The sequence below is a fragment of the Achromobacter sp. GD03932 genome, from assembly GCF_029839485.1.
GTDB classification, from domain to species: domain Bacteria; phylum Pseudomonadota; class Gammaproteobacteria; order Burkholderiales; family Burkholderiaceae_B; genus Achromobacter; species Achromobacter bronchisepticus_A.
This window is the reverse complement of sequence record NZ_JAOCAT010000012.1, coordinates 25,364-43,127: the sequence shown is the minus strand read 5'-3', so window position 1 is coordinate 43,127 and position 17,764 is coordinate 25,364. Positions and strand designations below refer to the sequence as shown.

Here is a 17,764-nt window from a genome sequence, read left to right as displayed (position 1 = left end):
CTTTGATGAAGCCGTTTACATCTGCGGCAGGGTCTGGGCTTCCTTGAACCACTTTTGCTGCAGCGCCGGCAGCTTGCCGTTCAGGCGGTTGGTGAAGAGGAAGGTATTGATCCAGTTCAGCAGGTTCTGCTGGCCCTGCTGCACGGCGGCGTGGGCGGGCGATTGGCGGATGAGGAACTTGAGTTCGGGCGCCTTCGCGGCGTTGTCCTCGGCCACCTTGAGCGCGATGGCGCTGTTCTCGGCGAACGACTCCGACTGACCGGCCAGATAGGCGGCCACGGCCGAAGGCGTGTCCTCGAAGCGCACCAGCTTGGCGCCCGGCGCGTTGTCGGTGAGCCAGATGTCCAGCGTGGAGCCCTTGGCGACGGCGATGCTGTGGCCCTTCAGTTCGTCCACGGTCTTGGCCTGCGGCATGCTGGCGCCGCCGTAGACGCCCAGGTTCACCGCGGCATAGGGCTGCGAGAACATGACCTGCTGGGCGCGTTCCGGGGTGGCGCCGGCGGCCGCGATCAGCACGTCGACCTTGCCGGCCAGCAGGCTGGGAATGCGGCTGGCGCCGGTGACCTGCACCAGCTCCAGCTTCACGCCCATGTCGGCGGCCATGAGCTTGGCCAGGTCGATGTCCAGGCCCGCGGCCTCGCCCTTGGCGTCCTTGAAGCCCCAGGGCGCGGCGTCCATCAGCACGCCCACGCGCAGCTTGCCCGCGCCCAGCACGTCCTGCAGTTTGTCGGCGGCCGAGGCGGGCGCGGCCAGGGAGAGACAGACGGCCGCGGCGGCGGCCAGCTTGGCGAACAGTTTCATGCAATGACTCCAGTGGCGGATGACTTAGTGGGAGGAAGGCGCGGCCGTGCCGATGAATTGGCGCAGCTCGGGGGTTTGGGGGTTGGCGAAGAGTTCGGCGGGCGGGCCTTGTTCCCAGACGCGGCCCTGGTGCATGAACACGACCTTGGAGGCGACGTTGCGGGCGAAGGCCATTTCATGCGTCACCAGCACCATGGTCATGCCCTGGCGCGCCATGTCTTCCATGACCTTCAGCACCTCGCCCACCAGCTCGGGGTCCAGCGCCGAGGTGACTTCGTCGAACAGCATCAGTTGCGGCGCCATGGCCAGGCAGCGCGCGATCGCCACGCGCTGTTGCTGGCCGCCCGACAACAGGGCCGGATAGGCGTCGATCTTTTCGGCCAGGCCGACGCGGCGCAGCACGTCCAGCGCCAGCGCGCGGCCCTGCGACTTGGCGATCTTGCCGTTGAGCGTGGGCGCCAGCGTGATGTTGCGTTCCACGTTCAGGTGCGGAAACAGGTTGAACTGCTGGAACACGATGCCCACGCGCTGGCGGAACTGGCGCAGGCCGGGCATGCCGGCGTGGATCCGTTCGCCGCCGATGCGGATGTCGCCGTCATCCACCGTCTCCAACGCGTTCAGGCAGCGCAGCAGGGTGGACTTGCCCGAGCCGGAGCGGCCGATGATGGTGACGATCTCGCCTTCGTTGACCTCGAGCGAGACGCCGTTGAGCACCGCGTTGGCGCCGAAGCGTTTGTGGATGTTGGAGACTTCAACGAGCGCCATGGAAGCGGCCCTCCAGGTTACGGGCCCACATCGTCAGGGGCAGGCACGCCGCGAAGTACAGCAACGCGACGCAGGAATAGACCAGCAAGGGCTGGAAGGTGGCCGCGCTGGCGATCTGCCCGGCGCGCGCCAGTTCGACAAAGCCCACCACCGAGGCCAGCGAGGTGCCCTTGACGAGCTGGACCAGGAAGCCCACGGTGGGCGGCAGCGACAGGCGGAACGCCTGCGGCGCGATCACGTGGCGGAACTGGTGCCACTTGGACAGACCCAGGCAGGCGGCCGCTTCCCATTGCTCGTGCTTCACGGCCTGGATGCCGCCGTACCAGATCTGGCCCAGGAAGGCCGCCGTGTAGATGATGAAGGCGACGCTGACGGCGGTCAGCGCGGGCACCTCGATGCCCAGGAACACCGGCATGCCGAAGTAGAAGAACATCAGCAGGCCCAGGAGCGGCACGCCCTGGACCAGTTGCTGCATGGCCGCGGCCAGCCAGCGCAGCGGCGCCGAACGGTGGCCGCGCAGCAGCGCCAGCCCCAGGCCCAGCGGCGCGCCGATGGCCAGCGCGATCAGCACCAGGGCCACGGTCCATTGCAGCGCGCTGAGCAGGGAGGCGAAATCACTCAGGGTAAACGTACGCATGCTCGCGACTCCTAGCGGCGCACGGGCCAGGTGAAGGCCAGGCTGCCGGCCAGGGCCAGCAAGGCCTTGGTGATCAGCACCAGCGTGAAATAGATGCCGCAGATCACGGCATAGACCTCGAAGCTGCGGTAGGTGCGGCTTTCGATGAAGCTGCCGGCATGGAACAGGTCCTCGGCCGATACCTGCGAGGCCAGCGAGGTGCCGAGCAGCAGGATGACCAGCTGCGTGCCCAGCGCGGGGTAGACGTTGCGCAGGGCGGGCGCCAGCACGATGTGGCGGTACACCTGCCAGGTGCTCAGGCCCAGGCAATGGCCGGCCTCGATCTGGCTGCGCGGAATGGAGTCCAGGCCGGCGCGCAGGATCTCGATGGCGTAGGCCCCGAAATACAGGCTGAGCGCCAGCGCCGCGGCCACGAAGGGCGGCATGCGCAGGCCCAGCCCCGGCAGGATGAAGAACACGACGAACAGCTGGATCAGCGACGGCGTGTTGCGGAACACCTCGACATAGGCGCGCAGCGCCAGCTTGACCGGCCTGGGACCATGGCGCGTCAGCAGGGCGCCGGCCAGGCCGATGGCCAGCCCCGCGACCACGGCGATGACGGTCAGCTCCAGCGTGACCTGGATGCCGTCCCAGAGCTGTTCGCGGTAGCGCCAGATCTGTTGGAAGTTCAGCTGTTGCATGGCTTATCCGAAGAACGTGCGGTAGGCCGACTGCACGCGGCCGTCCGCGTCCAGGCCGAAGAAGACGCGCCAGCGGTCCAGACAGGTGCAGGGATGCGAGATGCCGAACTCGATCACGTCGCCCGGCGCCAGCTCGCTGGCTGGCGCGATGGCGAGGAAGGCGTGCTGGTCGTTGAGCCGCGTGACGCGGGCTTGCATATCCCAGCCGGGCAGGGCCGCGCCGCCGCGGAAGGCGGCCAGCGGCGCGGGCAGGTCCTGGTCGTAGGACACGTCGCGCATGCCGAAGCCGCAGATCGCCAGGCCCGGTTCCGGGCGCGACAGGACTTCGCCCCACAGGCGCAGGGCCGGCCGGAAGTCGGCGGCGGCGTTGCGCGCCTGGCCGTTGACCTGGAAGCCCGCGCGGGCGTCCATGGCCTGCAGCGCGCGCTGGTAGGTGCCGTGGTCATGGAAGAAGATGGCGCCGCTGCGCAGCACCAGCTGGGCATTGCCGTCCTCGGCCAGCCAGCCCTTGGCCGCCTGCGTGACATGGTCGAAGAAGGCCGAGCCGCCCGCGGTGAACACCAGCGGCGCGTGCGGCGCCAGCGCGCGCACTGCCTTGAACGCGCGGGCGGCGCGCTCCATCAGCGCGGCGATATTGCTGGCGGTGAGCGCCGCGTCCGAGCTGGCGACGGCGCCTTCGTAGGTGGCCACGCCCGCCAGCGCGAGCTTGTCGCCCTGCTCGCGGATCGCGGCCAGGATGGCCGCGACCGCGGCATCGTCGCGCGCGCCCGCGCGGCCACCGCCGACTTCCACCAGCACCTCCACGGGCCGGCCGGCTTCAGCGGCCGCGGCGGCCAGCGAACGCACGGTGTCGGCGGAGTCCGCGAACGCCAGCAGGCGCGCGTCGGGGTAGCCTGCAAGCAGCTTGCCCAGGCGGGCGCCGCTGGCCGCGCCGCCGATCTCGTTACCCAGCATCAGGCGGGATACGCCGGCGCGCAACAGCACGGCGGCCTGCTGCAGGTTGGCGACGGTGGCGCCCCAGGCGCCTGAGTCGAGCAGGCGCTGCACGATCTGCGGCGACATCGGCGTCTTGGCATGCGGCGCCAGCGCCGCGCCGTGGCTGCGGGCGTACTGGAAGATCTGCTCGACGTTGTGGGCGAAGGCGGCCTCATCCAGCGTCAGGACGGGCAGGGCCATGTTGCCGCTCCTGGGCTGCCAGCCCCGGGCTGCGACGCCGCGCAGCGGGACGGCGGGTTCGCCCGGAGGAATGCCCCGGTAGGTGTCGTCCAGTGGAGTATCGAGCAGGGTTTCCAGGAAGGGATTCATGTGGCCGCCGAAGAAAAATCAGGGTTATGACAACGTTATCATTTGATGGCGGCAGTCTAATGGTAACGTTGTCAAATTAGGATTAGGGCAATCCCCTAGGGATGCCGGACCGGCGGCTCAGGCTGGCGCCGAGGCGGTTTCGTCCTTCCAGCGCTGCTTGTCGCGCAAAGGTGGCGAACCGAACAGGCGGCTGTATTCGCGGCTGAATTGCGACGAGCTTTCGTAGCCCACGGAATGGGCCGCCAGCGCCACGCCGGCGTCATCGGTCAGCATCAGGCGCCGCGCTTCCTGCAGGCGCAGGTGCTTCTGGTATTGCAGCGGGCTCATGGCGGTGGCCTGCTTGAAATGATGATGCAGCGAGGACACGCTCATGTGCACGTCGCGCGCGATCTCTTCCACGCGCAGGGGCAGGGCATAGTTGTCGCGCAGGATGCGGATGGCCTTGGCCACGCGGTTGAGCTGGCTGTCCTGCAGCACCGACTGGCGCAGCACCGCGCCCTGGCCGTTCATCAGCAGGCGGTACAGCAGCTCGCGCTTGACCAGGGGCGCCAGGATGGGAATGTCGCGCGGGGTGTCCAGCAGGCGCAACAGGCGCAGCACCGCGTCCAGCAGCGCGCCGCCCAGCGGATTGACGCAGAGCGCGCGCGCGGCCTCGGCCGGCGGTTGCGGCGGCAGGCTGTCGTCGCTGATCAGCGCGGTGATCTCCTCTACGTTCAGGTCCAGCCGCAAGCCCAGATAGGGCAGGGTCGGGCTGGCGACGGACACCTTGGCCACGACCGGCAGATCCACCGAGGAAATCAGGTAATGGAAGGGGTCGTACTCGTAGGCTTCATCGCCGATGAGCAGGCGCTTGGATCCCTGGGCGATAACGCCCAGGGCGGCTTTCTGCAGTCCGGGCTTGGCGCCGGTGGGCTGCGAAATGCGGTGCAGGAACAGGCCCTCGATGGGCGTATCCAGCGAACCCTCCAGGTCTCCGGTCATGCGTTCCAGCGTGCAGAGCAGTTCGCGCCGCGCCGGCTCATAGGCGACGTCCAGGGCCGGGACGGCGACGCTGGCGGCAAGTGCGGATGTGATGGTCATGGGGGCTCCCGTGGCGCGCCGTGCCGGGTAGGCATAGGGCGGCAGAAAGTCGGAGGATTGGGTGGCTTTCAGTGTATGCCTAAGCGAGCTTGCGTCCAGGCGGTGGCGCTTTTCATGGAGAAATGGGCAGAAAACTCGGAGGAATAAGCGGCCAGGCGCCACAGGCGGGGCAGCGCTGCAGGATTGGGCAAAAAAAGGGCAGGATCAAGCAGCGTCCGCGCCGGCCCCTGGACGCATACTTGCCTTCATCCCGGCAGGCGGGCCGCGGCCATTCCATCCCGGAGCGCCGGCTCCCGCCCAGCCCTTGAAGGAGCGCAACCATGCGGTACAAGAAATTCGGAAGCACCGGCCTGTTCGTGTCGGAACTCTGCCTGGGCACCATGACCTTCGGCGGCGAAGGCGAACTGTGGAGCAAGATCGGCAGCCTGCAGCAGGAAGACGCCAACCGGCTGGTGGGCCGCGCATTGGATGCCGGCGTCAATTTCATCGACACGGCCGACGTGTACTCCGAGGGCCGCTCGGAGGTCATCACCGGGCAGGCGCTGCGCGACCTGAAGGTGGCGCGCGAGGACGTCGTGATCGCGACCAAGGTGTTCGGACAGACGGGCGCCGGCGTCAATGCGCGCGGCAACTCGCGTTCGCACATCATGGACGGCGTCAAGAAGAGCCTGTCGCGCCTGCAGCTGGATCATATCGACCTCTACCAGATCCATGGCTTCGATCCCGCCACGCCGGTGGAAGAAACGGTCAGGGCGCTGGACAATCTGGTGCAGCATGGCCACGTGCGCTATGTCGGCGTGTCCAACTGGGCCGCCTGGCAGATCATGAAGGCGCTGGGCATCGCTGAACGCCTGGGGCTGGCGCGCTTCGAATCGCTGCAGGCCTATTACACGATCGCCGGCCGCGACCTGGAGCGCGAGATCGTGCCCATGCTGCAAAGCGAAGGCGTGGGCCTGATGGTATGGAGTCCGCTGGCGGGCGGCCTGCTCAGCGGCAAGTACAGCCGCGACGGGCAGGCCGAAGCCGGCAGCCGCCGCGCCGCCTTCGACTTCCCGCCGGTGGACCAGGAACGCGCTTATGACAGCATCGAGGTCCTGCGGCGCGTCGCCGGCGCGCGCGGCGTATCGGTGGCGCAGGTAGCCCTGGCCTGGCTGCTGCACCAGCAGGCCGTGACCAGCGTCATCATCGGCGCCAAGCGCGTGGAGCAGCTGGACGACAATCTGGCGGCCACGGCGATACGCCTGACGGCGGACGAACTGGCCGAACTCGACCAGGTCAGCGCCCTGCCGCCGGAGTATCCGGGCTGGATGCATGTGCGCCAGGGCGAATACCGGCGCAAGCAGCTGAGCGAATCCGGCGCGGTGTAAAACGCCGGAGGCGGGCGGGGCCGCCGCCGGCATGGCTGGCGGCCGGCGCGCCGGACCTCGCGCCGTGCCGCGGCGACTAGAATGTCATGCACTTTGCTGTGTATGGATTCTTGTCTTGAAGGGACACGCGTGGCCATTCCGTATCTACGCCGCCTGACGGCCGTCAGCCGCAGCCCCCAGGCCAACAGGCACCTGGCTTACGTCCTGACTTTCACCGCCGGCGCGGTCAACGCCGGCGGCTTCCTGGCCGTGCAGCAATACACCTCGCACATGTCCGGCATCGTCTCGATGATGGCCGATAACCTGGCGCTGGGCGGGGTGATCGTGGTGCTGCAGGGCCTGGCGGCGCTGCTGTCCTTTCTGGCCGGCGCCGCCAGCTCGGCCTTCCTGATCAACTTCGGGCGCCGCTCGCGCCTGACCAGCGAATACGCCATGCCGCTGCTATACGAAGCTGTGCTGCTGCTGGGCTTCGGCTTGCTTGGCGCCAACCTGGAGACGCTGCGCTGGTTCTATGTGCCGGGCACCGTCATGCTGCTTTGCTACATCATGGGTCTGCAGAACGCCATGATCACCAAGCTGTCGCGCTCCGAGATCCGCACCACGCACGTGACGGGCATGGTCACCGATATCGGCATAGAACTGGGCAAGCTGTTTTACTGGAACATGGCCAAGGGGGATCCCGCATCCATGCGGCCGGTGCGCGCGGACCGTAGCAAGCTTGTCGTGCTCACCGTGCTGGTGTCGTTGTTCTTCGTCGGCGGCGTGACGGGCGCGTATTCCTTCTTCAACTTCGGGTTCGGCTCGACGGTGCCGCTGGCGCTGATGCTCATGGCGTTGGCCGCGGTGCCCATCGTGGACGACATCCGCAGCCTGCTGCCGCGCATGTAGGGCCGGGACGCCCGCCGCCGCGCCGGCGAACTACAATGCCCCGCACCGATACACAGGAGGCAGACCGGGCATGGACGCGGAATTCTGGCTGGAGCGTTGGCGCGAAGGGCGCACGCATTTTCATCAATCGCGGGTCACGCCGCTATTGCAGAAGTATTGGCCGACGCTGGGCGTACCCAAGGACGGCCGGGTGCTGGTGCCGCTTTGCGGCAAGTCGCTGGACATGGTGTGGATCGCGGCCCAGGGGCATTCCGTGCTGGGCGTCGAGCTGTCGCAGCTCGCGGTCGAACAATTCTTCGAGGAAAACGAGCTCAAGCCGCTCACGCACGTGTCCGTCTATGGCAAGCACTACGTGGCGGGCAGCATCGAAATCATCTGCGGCGACATCTTCAAACTGGACGCGCAACTGCTGTCGCATTGCGTGGGCGCCTATGACCGCGCCGCGCTGGTGGCGTTGCCCGATACCATGCGCGCGGACTACGTGCGCCACGTCTACGGCAATCTGTCGCCCGCCTACCAGGGACTGCTGATCACGCTGGATTATCCGCAGGAAGAAATGCCGGGGCCGCCGTTCTCTGTCGTGGACAGCGAAGTGCAGAACATCTTTGCGGGCGTGTCGCCCGCCAGGATCATCGATCGCCGCGACATCCTGGAAAAGGAACCGAAGTTCCTGGCGGCCGGCGTCAGCCGGCTGGACACGGTGGTCTACCACCTGGGCGCGCACGGGTGAAGAAAGCGCCCGCCTGCGTTCGGGCGGGCGCTGCCTGCGATGCTCTCAGGTCATCAGCCAGCCGCCGGCCACGTCCAGCACCTGGCCGGTGACGAAGCGGGCCTGGTCCGACGCGAAGAACAGGCAGGCATCCGCCACTTCCTCCGGCGTGCCCAGGCGGCGCAGCGCGGTCACCTGCGCGACCGCGTCATTGATCTCCTTGGGCACGGTCTTCAGCAAGGGCGTGCTGATGCGTCCCGGCGCCAGGGCGTTGACCGTGACCTGATGCTCGCCCAGTTCGGCGGCCCAGTGGCGCGTCAGGCCGATCAGGCCAGCCTTGGTGGCCGCGTAATGCGCCGCCACGATGTCGCAATAGGCGCGGCCGGCCACCGACGACATGTTGATCACGCGGCCCTGGCGCTCGCGCACCATGTGCGGCGTGGCCAGGTGCGTCATGTAGAACACGCTGTTCAGGTTGACGGCGACCACGTTCTCCCATTCCCTGGGCGGCATCTCCCAGACCTTCAGCGCGCGTCCATCGGTCTTCGGTGAAATGCCGACGTTGTTGACCAGGATGGTGGCCGGACCCAGCTCCGCGCTGATGCGTTCGTAGGCCGCCTGGCACTCCTCGAAGCGCGCGACGTCCGCGTGCACGAAGCAGACTCCGTGGCCGCGCTTGCGCAGTTCCTTTTCGTAAGCCTGGCCGCCCTGCGCATTGAAATCGATGAGGCCCACGCGGCCGCCTTCGGCCAGGAAGCCTTCGACGATGGCCGAACCTATGCCGCCGACCGCGCCGGTCACGATGGCGACCTGGTCCTTGAAGCGCCCGCTCATGCGGCCACCTTCAGCATGATCTTGCCGATGTGTTTGCTGCTTTCCATCAGCGCATGCGCCTGGGCCGCTTCCGCCAGCGGGAACACCTTGTGGATGCGCGGCAGGCATTGCCCCTGTTCCATCAGCGGCAGCACCTTTTCCGCCAGCTTGCGGGTGATCGCACCCTTGTCCTCGTCGGAGCGGGGGCGCAATGTGGAGCCGGTGAATTGCAGGCGCTTGAGCATGATGGGCATGGCGTCGATCTCGGCCTTGCTGCCCTCCAGGAAAGCGATCTGCACCAGCCGGCCATTGAGCGCCAGCAGCCGCAGGTTCTTGTTCATGTAGGCGCCGCCCACCATGTCCAGGATCACGTCCACGCCCGCGCCGCCGCTGCCCTGGCGCACCGCTGCCTCGAAGTCGGCCTCGCGGTACAGCACGGCATGGTGCGCGCCGGCGGCCAGGCAGGCGTCGGCCTTTTCCTGATTGCCCACCGTGGTCCAGACTTCGGCGCCAAAGGCGCGCGCCAGCTGGATCGCGGTCAGGCCGATGCCGCTGGAACCGCCGTGCACCAGGAAACGCTCGCCGGCCGCCAGACGGGCGCGGTCGAACACATTGGTCCAGACGGTGTAGTAGTTCTCGGGGATGGCGGCGGCCGTCAGCAAGTCCAGGCCGCGCGGCACGGGCAGGCAATGGCGTTCGTCCGCCAGGCAGTATTGGGCGTAGCCGCCGCCCGGCGTCAGCGCGCAGACCTGGTCGCCGACTTTCCAGAGGCTGGCGTCGGGTCCGGCGGCGATGACGGTGCCGGACACTTCCAGCCCTAGGTGGGGCGAGGCGCCCGGAGGCGGCGGATAGGAGCCCGAGCGTTGCAGCACGTCGGGGCGGTTGACCCCGGCGTAGGCGACCTCGATCAGCACCTGGCGGCCGGCGGGCGCTTCCATGTCGCGTTCGGCCAGGCGCATGCAGTCGGGCGCGCCGCCCTGGCCGTGGTCGATGTATGTGCAGCGTAAAGACATAAGGAGTCCTTGGTATCAATGGCCCAGATAGGCCTTCTTCACATGCGGGTCGCTCAGCAGCTCCGCGCCGGTGCCGGTGCGCACGATGGCGCCGTTCTCCAGCACGTAGCCGCGGTCCGCCAGCCGCAGCGTGCGGAACACGTTCTGCTCCACCAGCAGTACGGTCACGCCGTGCGCGGTGACGCCGCGGATGATGTCGAACATCTGTTGCACCAGCAGCGGCGACAGGCCCAGCGAGGGTTCGTCGAACACCAGCAGCTTGGGATCGGCCATCATGCCGCGGGCGATTGCCACCATCTGCTGTTCGCCGCCGGAAAGCGAGCCGGCGTACTGGTTCAAGCGTTCCTGCACCCGCGGGAAGATGCCCAGCACCTCGTCCAGCTTGCGCTGCACGATGGGGCGCGCGGCGCGCTTGTACGAGCCCATCAGCAGGTTGTCGCGCACCGTGAAGTGCGGGAACAGCTGGCGGCCTTCGGGAATCATGGTGATGCCCGCGTCGACGATGTCGTAGGGCTTGCGGTTGGTCAGGTCCTGGCCTTCGAACTCGACCTTGCCGTCCATGGCGGCGATGACGCCGCACAGCGTCTTCAAGGTGGTGGTCTTGCCGGCGCCGTTGGCGCCGATCAGCGTGACGATCTCGCCCGCATGGACCTCGAAGTTCAGGCCGTTCAGGACCTGGCTCTTGCCGTAGCCCGAGGACAGATTCGAAACCTTAAGCATCCTGGTACTCCTTGCCCAAATAGGCCTCGATGACGGCGGGGTTCTCCACCACGTCCTTGGGCGCGCCGCTGACCAGCACCGCGCCTTCGTTCAGCACGATGATGCGGTCGGACAGCGCCATGGTGGCCTGCATCATGTGCTCGATCAGCAGCACCGACACGCCGGAATCTCGGATGCGCCGGATCATCTGGATCGACTTCTCGATGTCGGTGGGGTTCAGCCCCGCCATCACCTCGTCCAGCAGCAGGATGCGGGGCTTGATCGCCAGCGCGCGGGCGACTTCCAGGCGCTTCATGCCGCCCACGGTCAGGTTGCGCGCCTCGATGTCCAGGTACTTCACCAGGTCGGTCTGTTCGGCGACCTTAAGCGCGATCTGTTCGGCCTCGTCCCGGTTCGAGGTGCGGATAAAGGCGCCCAGCATGATGTTCTCCAGCACGGTCAGGCCGGTGAACGGCTTGGCGATCTGGAAGGTGCGGCCCAGCCCCTGGTGCGCGAACTCGTCGGGCGTCTTGCAGGTGACCCATTTGCCTTGCGCGTCCAGCATGGTGATGCCGCCCTTGTCCGGCGACAGGAAGCCCGACAGCAGGTTGAACACGGTGGTCTTGCCCGCGCCGTTGGGGCCGATCATGCCCAGGATCTCGTTCTGGTTCAGCGTCAGCGACACGTCGTTGGTGGCGCGCAGGCCGCCGAAGCTCTTGAACAGCTTGTCGGCCTTGAGCACCGGCTGATTCGTGCGTTCGGCGTTGTGTAGGCGCAGTTCGTCGGCCAGCTTGAGCTTGGCGCGAGGTGCGCCCAGATAGGGCAGACGCGACAGCCAGCGTTCGATGGCCGGGCCGAAGGCGCCGGCCAGGCCGCGCGGAATGGTCAGCACCACCGCGACCAGGATCAGGCCGTAGATCAGCCCGTGCATGCCGTTGCCCACGCTGCTGAGCCAGCCGCGCGCCAGTTCGGCGATGGGCAGCACCAGGAAGGTGCCGGCGATGGGGCCGGCCACCGTGCCGAGCCCGCCGATCAGCGCGAACATGGCCACCTGGATCGACAGTTCCAGCGAAAACGCCGAGCTGGGGTCCACGAAGGTCAGGTAGGTGATGTGGAAGGTGCCGATGATGCTGGTCAGCATGGCCGACACGACCGCGGCGATGATCTTCATGCGCACGGTATGGATGCCGACCGCCAGCGCCGCATCCTCGCGTTCGCGGATCGCGATCAGGTAGTGGCCGATGCGCGACTTGCGGATGTACCAGGAGGCCCAGGTCACCAGCAGGAACAGGCCAAAGGCGATGATCACGTAATTGACCTTCTCGCGGAACACGATCCAGGTCCAGCCTATGTTCAGCGGCAGGCTGATGCCGCTGGAGCCACCCGTCCAGCTTTCCTCGTGGATCACCAGGAGTCGCACCACTTCCAGGATCGCGATGGTGGCCAGCGCGAAGAACGGGCCGCGCAGGCGCAAGGTGGGATAGCTGATCAGGATGGCAACCGCGCCCGAGATCGCCGCGCCCGCCAGCATGCCGAACCACGGCGAAATGCCGAAGTTCTGCGTCAGCAGCGTGGCGGTGTAGCCGCCGATGCCGTAGAATACGGCGTGGCCCAGGGACAGCTGGCCGGCGTAGCCGCCGACGATATTCCAGGCCACGGACAGGGCCGAGAACACGAACAGCAGCACGAACAGGTTGGTCCAGAATGGCGTGCCCATGACCACGGGCACAAGGAACATCGCGATCAGCAGGATGAGGCTGACGTAGGTCTTGGGGTGTCGGATATCGGGAAACACATCTCGCTCCTTGTTGCTCTGATCACTCTGTGCCGACGCCGAACAGGCCGTTCGGACGCAGCACCAGGATCAAGAGGAAGATCCCGAAATAGACGACCTCTTTCAGGTCGGGGGCGATGTAGAAGCCGGCCAGCGTGTCCACGATGCCGATGATCATGGAACCGGCCACCGCGCCGTACAGGCTGCCCAGGCCGCCCAGCACCACGATCACGAACGCCGTCAGCACGAAGTACGTGCCCACGGTGGGAAACACCGGATATTGCGGCGCCAGCAGGCCGGCGGCGATGCCGACGAAGGCCGTGCCCAGGCCGAAGGCGATGGCGTAGACGTTGTTGACGTTCACGCCCATCAGGGTGGCGGCGTAGCGGTGCTGCGCCACGGCCCGCAGCGCGCGGCCCAGGTAGGTGCGGTGCATGAAGAGGTGCAGCAGCACCGCCAGGGTCAGGCCGATCACGAAGGTAACGAGCTGCCCGGTCACCATCGAATAGGGGCCGATGTCGATGGCATTGGTGCCCAGCTCCACCGGCGCGCGGTAGACGTTGGCGCCGAAGATCACCAGGGCGAGATTCAGCAGGATGGTGGACACGCCCACCGTGGCGAAGATCTGGATGTGCTGGTCGGCGTTGAGCAGCGGCTGGATGATGCCCTTCTGCGTCAGCGCGCCCAGCGCGAACAGGATGACGGCGACGGGTACCAGGCCGGCATAGGGATGCACGCCGAATTGCGCCGCGATCAGATAGACCATGTACATGCCTATCATCAGGAACTCGCCGTGCGCGAAGTTCACGACGCGCACCACGCCGAAGATCAGCGTCAGCCCCAGGCTGATGATGGTGTACGCGCCGCCTAGCAACAGGCCGTTGATGACCAGTTGAATGAATAGTTCCATGTTGCAACCTCTTAGAGCGGGACGCGGCCCCTGTGCCGCCGAGCTGTCGGTGGCACAAGGGCGCGCGGACCCCGGGAAACGTCAGGCGCCCCCGAGCGCCTGAGCACTGGCGTGGCGCTTATTTCTTGAAGACCGGCTTGCCGAGTGCGAGGTTGCTGGGTGCGATGGTGACCAGCTTGCCGTCCTGCCACTGCATCACGTAGAACGTGGATGCGTTGTTCTGGCCGTCTTCGCCGAAGTCGAAGGCCCAGCCGTTGGCGGTCTGGCCGGCCGGCTTCTTGTAGGCCAGGACCGCGGCGCGGATCTTGTCCTTGTCGGTGGACTTGGCGTTGCCGATGGCTTCGAAGAAGGCCTTGGCGCCGACGTAGTTGGTCAGGCTGTGGCCGGATTGGGGGTCGCTCTTGTAGGTGGCTTTGTAGGCTTCCAGGAACTTGTCCAGGCCGGGCGCGCCCGCGGGGTTGATGGAGGATTGCGGGAAGTCCAGGTCGAACACGCCGTTCATGTCGGCGCCCACGGCCTTGGCGGTGTCCGCCAGCGAATAGCCGCCGCCCGCGCCGATCACGACCTTGGGCTTGAAGCCCGCGGCGCGCGCCTGGCTGAAGAACAGGATGGCGTCGTTCTGGTAGGCCGTCTGCAGCACCACGTCGACCTTGGCGCCCTTCAGGCGCAGGATCAGCGAGGACAGGTCCACGGTCTTGGCCGAGTACGGCAGCACTTCCGCGACCGTATAGCCCAGTTCCTGCGCGCGCTTCTTCTCGGTGGCGGCCACGTCGGTGCCGTAGGGGCCGTCCTCGTGGATGATGCCGATCTTGATGTCCTTGGGGTTCAGCCCCATGCCCGGCGCGATGGTGTCGTGCAGCGCGTTGACCACCGACACGCCGTACAGCGCGGTGTTGGGGTTGCTGCGGAACAGGTACTTGTAGCCGCGGGTGGTGATCTTGTGCGCGGTGGCGCCCAGTTCGAAATAGGGCACGCCGGCCAGCTCGGTCACGGGCGAGGCCGCATAGGAGATGCCGGAAGCGTAGCTGCCGAACACGCCGACCACGTTGGAGGAAATCAGGCGCTTGGTTTCCGACACGGCTTGCGTCGGATCGACGGCGTCGGCCTTGATGATCTCGATCTTTTCGCCGTTGACCCCGCCGGCGGCATTGATCTCATTGACGGCCAGTTCCAGGCCGCGATAGCTCTCTTGTCCCAGAAGCGCGAGCGCGCCGCTGAACGGGAAGAGGGCGCCTACCTTCATGTCGGCCGCTGCGGTGCCGCTTGCCAGCGCGCCGCACAGGCCCAGCGCCAAAGCAATTTTGTTGAACTTGAACACTGTCTACGCTCCTTTGTCGGTATGGGATGCGGACTTTCTTGTTTGGTCCGTTTTTTTGAATATATGATATATCGGCCGGGCGGGTAGCAAACCCCGCCTTGGATTCTAGTTGGGGCCGTAACCCGCCGAATCGGGGAATTCCCTAAAGCCGCATGAATAAAGACTTAGCGGGCTGATATCAAGCAAATGGCGGGGGTTTTACGGCTTTGGGATGAAGCATTCCGGTGGCTGCAACGGTTGCAACAAACGCTAGAAAATAGCTGTTTTTTTCATATATCGTATATCATCAATCGGCCGTTTTTCATAAGAATCAGGAGACAGAGGCATGTTCGAGGAAGTGGATTTCGCCGGGAAAAAGGTGCTCATCACCGCCGGCGCGGACGGGCTGGGCCTGGAGATGGCGAAGGTGTTCCGCCATGCCGGCGCCTCCGTGTTCGTATGCGACGTGAACCAGGAGCGCCTGGCCGCGCTGCCGGCCGAATTGCCTGGCGTGCATGCGGCCCTGGCCGACGTCTCGGACGAAGACAGCGTCGCCGCGCTGTTCGACCAGGTCCGCGCCAAGCTGGGCGGCCTGGACATCCTGGTCAACAACGCGGGCGTGGCCGGTCCCACCGGCTACGTCGAAACCCTGTCCAAGGCGGACTGGGACCGCACGCTGGCCGTGAACATCACCGGGCAATTCCTGTGCGCGCGCCAGGCCATCGGCCTGCTCAAGGAGTCCAAGGCCGGCGTGATGATCAATCTGTCGTCCGCGGCCGGCCATCTCGGCTTTGCCGGGCGTTCCGTCTATTCCGCCTCGAAGTGGGCGGTGATCGGCTTTACCAAGTCCCTGGCCATCGAGCTGGGTCCCTATGGCATCCGCGTCAACGCCATCCTGCCGGGCGCGGTGGAAGGGCCGCGCATCCGCGCCGTCATCGCGGCCAAGGCGGATACGCTGGGCCGGCCGGTGGAGGAGATCGCCGCGCAGTACGAGAACCAGGCCGCGCTGGGCCGCATGGTCACGGCGCGCGATATCGCCAACATGGTGCTGTTCAATGCCAGCGAGGCCGCCCGCAGCGTTTCGGGGCAGGCCATTGTGGTGGACGGCTTCACGCAGAAGCTCTACTGATGGACGCCGGGTCCAAGGCGCAGCGCGCCGCCATCATCGGAACCGGCCTGATAGGCCAGGGTTGGGCCATCGTGTTCGCCCGCATGGGCTGGGAAGTGCGCCTGCACGACGTCAATGCCGCGATGCTGGCCGAAGCCCGCGGCCTGATCCTGCGGCAACTGCGCGAACTTGAAGCCCAGGGCTTGCTGACCGACGCCGAGGCCATAGGCGGACGCGTCCATGTGGCAAGCAGCCTGGCCGATGCCTTGAAGGGCGCCCGCTACGTCCAGGAGAACTCGCCCGAGAATCTGGAAATCAAGCGGGCGCTGTTTGCTGAACTGGACGCGGCGGCCGAACCCGACGCCATCATCGGCAGCTCCACATCCAGCATCCCCGCCAGCGAATTCACCGGGCATCTGCCCGGACGCCACCGCTGCCTGGTGGCGCACCCGGTGAATCCGCCGTACCTGATCCCGGTGGTGGAGCTGTGCCCCGCGCCCTGGACCAGCCCGGAGGCCGTCGATTCCGCCCGCGCCGTCATGGCCGGCATCGGCCAGAAGCCCGTGCTGGTGCGGCGCGAAATCGAAGGCTTCATCCTGAACCGCCTGCAGGGCGCGTTGTTGCATGAGGCGTTCCGCCTGGCCAGCGCGGGCGTCGCCAGCGCCGAGGACATCGACACCACGGTGAAGGACGGCCTGGGCCTGCGCTGGTCGTTCATGGGGCCGTTCGAAACCATAGACCTCAACGCACCCGGCGGCATTGCCGATTATTGCGCGCGCTACGGCGGGCTGTACCAGTCCATCGGCGCGACCCAGGGCGAACCCGTCGCCTGGGACGGCGCGCTGGTCGACGCGCTGTCGGAGGAACGCCGCGGCCTGCTGCCGCAGGAAGATCTTGCCAAGCGCCGCTTCTGGCGCGATGAAAAACTGATGCGCCTCATGCGCCATAAACAGGACAACGGAGACAACAATGGCTAAGCCCAAGCAGAAAGTCATCATCACTTGCGCCGTGACGGGCGCTATCCATACGCCCAGCATGTCGCCGCACCTGCCGGTGACGGCCGACGAGATCGCCGAAGCGGCCATCGGCGCGGCCAAGGCGGGCGCAGCGGTGCTGCACCTGCATGCGCGCGATCCGCAGACCGGCAAGCCGTCGCAGGACCCGGCGCTGTTCAAGCCCTTTCTGGAGCGGATCAAGCGGGAAACGGACGCCATCATCAACATTACCACCGGCGGCAGCCCGCATATGACGGTGGAAGAGCGCATGCGTCCGGCCACCACCTTCAAGCCGGAGCTGGCGTCCCTGAACATGGGATCCATGAACTTCGGCCTGTACCCGATGCTGGGCCGCTTCAAGGAGTTCAAGCACGACTGGGAACGCGAACATCTGGAAAACAGCCGCTCGCTGGTGTTCCGCAATACCTACCAGGACATCGAGTCCATCCTCGCGCTGGGCAACGCCAACGGCACCCGCTTCGAGTTCGAGTGCTACGACATCAGCCATCTGTACAACCTGGCGCATTTCGTGGACCGCGGCCTGGTCAAGTCGCCGCCTTTCATCCAATCGGTGTTTGGCATCCTGGGCGGCATCGGCCCGCACCCGGAAGACCTGATGCACATGAAGCGCACGGCCGACCGCCTGTTCGGCAACGACTATGAATGGTCGATCCTGGGCGCCGGCCGCGGCCAGATCCCGCTGGCCACCATAGGCGCGGCCATGGGCTCGAACGTGCGGGTGGGGCTGGAGGATTCGTTGTGGATCGGGCCGGGCGAGATGGCGCAATCCAATCAGGTCCAGGTGGAGCGCATCCGCACCATCCTGGAGGCGCTGAACCTGGAAATCGCCACGCCCGAAGAGGCGCGCGCCAAGCTCGACTTGAAGGGCAAGGACAACGTGGCGTTCTGATGCGGCCAGGGGC

At 66.5% G+C, this 17,764-nt stretch carries 17 protein-coding genes and 1 pseudogene; 6 read left to right on the top strand and 12 right to left on the bottom strand.

All coding sequences use genetic code 11. The annotated features are described in order from the left end of the window. Nucleotides 1-15: 15 nt before the first annotated feature. The 6 genes from N5C88_RS13325 to N5C88_RS13300 all read right to left on the bottom strand — a co-directional run bounded on the left by N5C88_RS13325 (nucleotide 16) and on the right by N5C88_RS13300 (nucleotide 5,268). Nucleotides 16-801, bottom strand: a complete 786-nt coding sequence (locus N5C88_RS13325) for a transporter substrate-binding domain-containing protein (RefSeq protein WP_059379547.1) — start codon at nucleotides 799-801, stop codon at nucleotides 16-18. Nucleotides 802-825: 24 nt separating this feature from the next. After that, nucleotides 826-1,566, bottom strand: coding sequence for an amino acid ABC transporter ATP-binding protein (locus N5C88_RS13320; RefSeq protein WP_118933730.1), 741 nt, complete (start codon nucleotides 1,564-1,566; stop codon nucleotides 826-828). Then, nucleotides 1,553-2,203: an amino acid ABC transporter permease gene (locus tag N5C88_RS13315; protein WP_054457830.1), complete on the bottom strand. Its 651-nt coding sequence runs from the start codon at nucleotides 2,201-2,203 to the stop codon at nucleotides 1,553-1,555. The genes N5C88_RS13320 and N5C88_RS13315 overlap by 14 nt, the downstream gene beginning before the upstream one ends. An 11-nt stretch (nucleotides 2,204-2,214) precedes the next feature. After that, nucleotides 2,215-2,883 carry an amino acid ABC transporter permease gene (locus N5C88_RS13310; RefSeq protein ID WP_118933731.1) on the bottom strand — a complete coding sequence of 223 codons (669 nt, stop codon included), beginning with the start codon at nucleotides 2,881-2,883 and terminating at the stop codon, nucleotides 2,215-2,217. Between the two features lie 3 nt (nucleotides 2,884-2,886). After that, the gene (locus N5C88_RS13305) at nucleotides 2,887-4,188 is read right to left on the bottom strand and encodes an alanine racemase (protein ID WP_280015464.1); all 1,302 of its coding nucleotides are present in this window, start codon (nucleotides 4,186-4,188) and stop codon (nucleotides 2,887-2,889) included. Between the two features lie 117 nt (nucleotides 4,189-4,305). After that, complete coding sequence (locus tag N5C88_RS13300; protein ID WP_059379544.1) at nucleotides 4,306-5,268, bottom strand: AraC family transcriptional regulator; 963 nt, start codon at nucleotides 5,266-5,268, stop codon at nucleotides 4,306-4,308. Nucleotides 5,269-5,588: 320 nt separating this feature from the next. Here N5C88_RS13300 and N5C88_RS13295 point away from each other — a divergent pair, with 320 nt between their 5' ends. From N5C88_RS13295 to N5C88_RS13285, 3 genes and pseudogenes are all read left to right on the top strand, one after another. Then, nucleotides 5,589-6,635 (top strand): aldo/keto reductase, encoded by a 1,047-nt coding sequence (locus N5C88_RS13295; RefSeq protein WP_059379543.1) that lies wholly within the window; start codon nucleotides 5,589-5,591, stop codon nucleotides 6,633-6,635. 129 nt (nucleotides 6,636-6,764) lie between these two features. Further along, a pseudogene (locus tag N5C88_RS13290) lies at nucleotides 6,765-7,502 on the top strand (YoaK family protein); the annotation flags it as partial. Between the two features lie 91 nt (nucleotides 7,503-7,593). Continuing rightward, nucleotides 7,594-8,253 carry a thiopurine S-methyltransferase gene (locus N5C88_RS13285; RefSeq protein WP_251881224.1) on the top strand — a complete coding sequence of 220 codons (660 nt, stop codon included), beginning with the start codon at nucleotides 7,594-7,596 and terminating at the stop codon, nucleotides 8,251-8,253. A 45-nt stretch (nucleotides 8,254-8,298) separates the two neighbouring features. On the opposite strand, the gene N5C88_RS13280 is transcribed toward N5C88_RS13285, so the two are convergent. The 6 genes from N5C88_RS13280 to N5C88_RS13255 form a co-directional block, all read right to left on the bottom strand. Continuing rightward, a complete protein-coding gene (locus tag N5C88_RS13280; RefSeq protein ID WP_059379540.1) occupies nucleotides 8,299-9,066 on the bottom strand; it encodes an SDR family NAD(P)-dependent oxidoreductase in 768 nt (255 codons plus the stop codon). Continuing rightward, nucleotides 9,063-10,058, bottom strand: a complete 996-nt coding sequence (locus N5C88_RS13275; RefSeq protein ID WP_280015463.1) for an NAD(P)H-quinone oxidoreductase — start codon at nucleotides 10,056-10,058, stop codon at nucleotides 9,063-9,065. Before N5C88_RS13275 ends, N5C88_RS13280 begins: the two co-directional genes overlap by 4 nt. A 15-nt stretch (nucleotides 10,059-10,073) precedes the next feature. Further along, a complete protein-coding gene (locus N5C88_RS13270; RefSeq protein ID WP_118934500.1) occupies nucleotides 10,074-10,778 on the bottom strand; it encodes an ABC transporter ATP-binding protein in 705 nt (234 codons plus the stop codon). Continuing rightward, on the bottom strand, nucleotides 10,771-12,552 hold the full coding sequence (locus N5C88_RS13265) for a branched-chain amino acid ABC transporter ATP-binding protein/permease (RefSeq protein ID WP_280015462.1): 1,782 nt from the start codon (nucleotides 12,550-12,552) through the stop codon (nucleotides 10,771-10,773). Before N5C88_RS13265 ends, N5C88_RS13270 begins: the two co-directional genes overlap by 8 nt. Nucleotides 12,553-12,574: 22 nt before the next feature. Further along, on the bottom strand, nucleotides 12,575-13,441 hold the full coding sequence (locus tag N5C88_RS13260) for a branched-chain amino acid ABC transporter permease (protein WP_054457820.1): 867 nt from the start codon (nucleotides 13,439-13,441) through the stop codon (nucleotides 12,575-12,577). A 118-nt stretch (nucleotides 13,442-13,559) separates the two neighbouring features. Beyond that, nucleotides 13,560-14,759 carry an ABC transporter substrate-binding protein gene (locus N5C88_RS13255; protein ID WP_118934496.1) on the bottom strand — a complete coding sequence of 400 codons (1,200 nt, stop codon included), beginning with the start codon at nucleotides 14,757-14,759 and terminating at the stop codon, nucleotides 13,560-13,562. Nucleotides 14,760-15,084: 325 nt separating this feature from the next. On the opposite strand from N5C88_RS13255, the gene N5C88_RS13250 reads away from it, so the two are divergent. From N5C88_RS13250 to N5C88_RS13240, 3 genes are read left to right on the top strand one after another with little or no spacing between them, the layout of a single operon-like run. Next, complete coding sequence (locus N5C88_RS13250) at nucleotides 15,085-15,867, top strand: SDR family oxidoreductase (protein WP_054457818.1); 783 nt, start codon at nucleotides 15,085-15,087, stop codon at nucleotides 15,865-15,867. Further along, nucleotides 15,867-16,823, top strand: coding sequence for a 3-hydroxyacyl-CoA dehydrogenase (locus tag N5C88_RS13245; RefSeq protein WP_280015461.1), 957 nt, complete (start codon nucleotides 15,867-15,869; stop codon nucleotides 16,821-16,823). The genes N5C88_RS13250 and N5C88_RS13245 overlap by 1 nt, the downstream gene beginning before the upstream one ends. After that, nucleotides 16,816-17,751: a 3-keto-5-aminohexanoate cleavage protein gene (locus N5C88_RS13240; protein WP_013395474.1), complete on the top strand. Its 936-nt coding sequence runs from the start codon at nucleotides 16,816-16,818 to the stop codon at nucleotides 17,749-17,751. Before N5C88_RS13245 ends, N5C88_RS13240 begins: the two co-directional genes overlap by 8 nt. The last annotated feature ends 13 nt before the right edge of the window (nucleotides 17,752-17,764 follow it).

What these genes read in the sequence shown, in the direction of transcription:
- N5C88_RS13320 (WP_118933730.1), bottom strand. Translation starts at nt 1,566, where the DNA reads ATGGCGCTCGTTGAAGTCTCCAACATCCACAAACGCTTCGGCGCCAAC.
- N5C88_RS13300 (WP_059379544.1), bottom strand. Translation starts at nt 5,268, where the DNA reads ATGACCATCACATCCGCACTTGCCGCCAGCGTCGCCGTCCCGGCCCTG.
- N5C88_RS13260 (WP_054457820.1), bottom strand. Translation starts at nt 13,441, where the DNA reads ATGGAACTATTCATTCAACTGGTCATCAACGGCCTGTTGCTAGGCGGC.
- N5C88_RS13275 (WP_280015463.1), bottom strand. Translation starts at nt 10,058, where the DNA reads ATGTCTTTACGCTGCACATACATCGACCACGGCCAGGGCGGCGCGCCC.
- N5C88_RS13310 (WP_118933731.1), bottom strand. Translation starts at nt 2,883, where the DNA reads ATGCAACAGCTGAACTTCCAACAGATCTGGCGCTACCGCGAACAGCTC.
- N5C88_RS13285 (WP_251881224.1), top strand. Translation starts at nt 7,594, where the DNA reads ATGGACGCGGAATTCTGGCTGGAGCGTTGGCGCGAAGGGCGCACGCAT.
- N5C88_RS13245 (WP_280015461.1), top strand. Translation starts at nt 15,867, where the DNA reads ATGGACGCCGGGTCCAAGGCGCAGCGCGCCGCCATCATCGGAACCGGC.
- N5C88_RS13250 (WP_054457818.1), top strand. Translation starts at nt 15,085, where the DNA reads ATGTTCGAGGAAGTGGATTTCGCCGGGAAAAAGGTGCTCATCACCGCC.
- N5C88_RS13240 (WP_013395474.1), top strand. Translation starts at nt 16,816, where the DNA reads ATGGCTAAGCCCAAGCAGAAAGTCATCATCACTTGCGCCGTGACGGGC.
- N5C88_RS13295 (WP_059379543.1), top strand. Translation starts at nt 5,589, where the DNA reads ATGCGGTACAAGAAATTCGGAAGCACCGGCCTGTTCGTGTCGGAACTC.
- N5C88_RS13325 (WP_059379547.1), bottom strand. Translation starts at nt 801, where the DNA reads ATGAAACTGTTCGCCAAGCTGGCCGCCGCCGCGGCCGTCTGTCTCTCC.
- N5C88_RS13280 (WP_059379540.1), bottom strand. Translation starts at nt 9,066, where the DNA reads ATGAGCGGGCGCTTCAAGGACCAGGTCGCCATCGTGACCGGCGCGGTC.
- N5C88_RS13305 (WP_280015464.1), bottom strand. Translation starts at nt 4,188, where the DNA reads ATGAATCCCTTCCTGGAAACCCTGCTCGATACTCCACTGGACGACACC.
- N5C88_RS13315 (WP_054457830.1), bottom strand. Translation starts at nt 2,203, where the DNA reads ATGCGTACGTTTACCCTGAGTGATTTCGCCTCCCTGCTCAGCGCGCTG.
- N5C88_RS13270 (WP_118934500.1), bottom strand. Translation starts at nt 10,778, where the DNA reads ATGCTTAAGGTTTCGAATCTGTCCTCGGGCTACGGCAAGAGCCAGGTC.